This window comes from Roseovarius halophilus (ex Wu et al. 2025), from assembly GCF_047086965.1.
The window spans coordinates 1-2039 of record NZ_JBKOTX010000413.1 but is presented as its reverse complement, the minus strand read 5'-3'; the positions used below and the strand labels follow the sequence as shown (position 1 = coordinate 2039).

Genomic DNA, 2039 nt, shown 5'->3' with positions numbered 1-2039 from the left:
GCAACACCAAAGGTGTCGCCCATGAGAACGGCTCCATTGAGAGCCCCAATGGGCATCTCAAGCGCGCCATCGAGGACGCGCTCGCGCGCGCCGGGCCTTGCCGCCGTCCACGACGACGCGGATATCCTCGATCGTCAGGGACGTCTCGGCGATCGAGGTGGCCAGAACCACCTTGCGCCCCTCGGTGAGCGGAGCGATGGCCGCGCGCTGCCGGACGAAGTCCATCGCGCCGAAGAGCGGGCGGATCCGGCACTCGGCCGGCACCCTGTCCTGCAGCATCGCCTCGACCCGGCGGATCTCGCCCTCGCCGGGCAGAAACACCAGCACGCCGCCCGTCGTTTCCGTCACGGCCCTTTCGACGAGATCGGCCAAGGCCGCCTCGAATCGGGCGTCCTTGGGCAGGGGGCGGTCGAGATGGTGGATATCGACCGGGTGGCTGCGCCCCTCGGAGGTGATGACGGGGCAGGCCATGAGGTCGGCCACCGGCCCGGCATCGAGCGTCGCGGACATGGCCAGCAGGATCAGGTCATCGCGCAGGGCGTCGGCGATCTCGAGGCAGAGCGCGAGCCCCAGATCGGCGTTGAGGGAGCGTTCGTGGAATTCGTCGAAGATCACCGCGCCCACGCCCGAAAGCCCGGGGTCGGACTGGATCATGCGCGTCAGGACGCCTTCGGTGACGACCTCGATCCGGGTGGCGTCGCCGACCCTCGTTTCCCCCCTTATGCGATAGCCGACTGTTTCGCCCGGCTTTTCGCCCAGCGTTTCGGCCATGCGCGCCGCCGCTGCGCGCGCCGCGAGGCGGCGCGGCTCAAGCATCACGATGCGCCCGGCGGACACGCCGATGCCCGCCTTCAGCATTTCGAGCGGCACCACCGTGGTCTTGCCGGCGCCGGGGGGCGCCTGAAGGACCGCGCGGCCTGTCCCGCGCAGCGCGGCGAAGAGCGGCGCGATGGCCTCGTGAATGGGAAGCCCGGTCGTCATGGGCCGTCTTATCCGACAACCGAGGCCGGATTTCCATAGCCGGCCGGGTCCGGGCTGGACAATCCCGGGGTCGGCGCGGCATGTAGGCCGCCAGAGGGTCGCAGCATCGGGACGGGGCGCATGGATATTGCACAGATCAGTGATCGACTTCTCAAGGGAGACCGGCGGGCGCTGTCGCGGGCGATCACGCTGATCGAAAGCTCCCGGCCGGACCATCGCGAGGACGCCGGCAAACTGATGGAAAAACTCAAGGATTCGGGGCGCCAGGCGATCCGCATCGGGTTGTCGGGCACCCCCGGCGTGGGCAAGTCGACCTTCATCGAGAGCTTCGGCTCGATGCTGACGGGCATGGGGTTGAAGGTGGCCGTGCTGGCCGTGGATCCCAGTTCGGCGCGATCGGGCGGATCGATCCTCGGGGACAAGACGCGGATGGAGCGCCTGTCGCGAGATCCCGGCGCCTTCATCCGTCCCTCGCCCAGCCAGTCGCATCTGGGTGGCGTGGCGCGGCGCACGCGAGAGGCGGTGGCGGTATGCGAGGCGGCGGGGTTCGACGTGGTGCTGATCGAGACGGTCGGCGTGGGCCAGTCCGAAACCGTCGTCGCCGAGATGTCCGACCTGTTCGTGCTGCTCCTGGCGCCGGCGGGCGGGGACGAGCTGCAGGGCGTGAAGCGCGGTATCATGGAAATCGCCGACATCATCCTCGTGAACAAGGCGGATGGCGACCTCAAACCGGCGGCCACGCGCACCTGCACCGACTATGCCGGCGCACTGCGCCTGCTGCGCAAGCGTCCGCAGGACCCGGACGGATTTCCCAAGGCGCTGATGGTTTCGGCCCTGCAGGACGAGGGCTTGCGCAAGGCGTGGGAAGAAATGACCGCGCTGGTGGCGTGGCGGCGTGACCACGGCCATTTCGACGCGCGCCGTGCGGCGCAGGCGCGGTACTGGTTCGAGCAGGACGTGAAGCAGGGCCTTCTGGCGCGTCTGGAAACGCCCGAAGCGCGCGAGGCGATGGCGCGGCTGGCAGACAGGGTGGCGGCCGGGCGCGTGACCCCGGCCGT

The 2039-nt window shown here is 69.4% G+C and carries 1 protein-coding gene and 1 pseudogene; one reads left to right on the top strand and one right to left on the bottom strand.

The window, feature by feature from the left end:
• Positions 1 to 72: 72 nt before the first annotated feature.
• A pseudogene (locus ACH107_RS32285) lies at positions 73 to 981 on the bottom strand (DEAD/DEAH box helicase); the annotation flags it as partial.
• A 120-nt stretch (positions 982 to 1101) separates the two neighbouring features.
• Between ACH107_RS32285 and meaB the strand changes: the two are divergent.
• A partial coding sequence (gene meaB / locus ACH107_RS32280) for a methylmalonyl Co-A mutase-associated GTPase MeaB (protein ID WP_412509697.1) occupies positions 1102 to 2039 on the top strand: 938 nt, incomplete at its 3' end.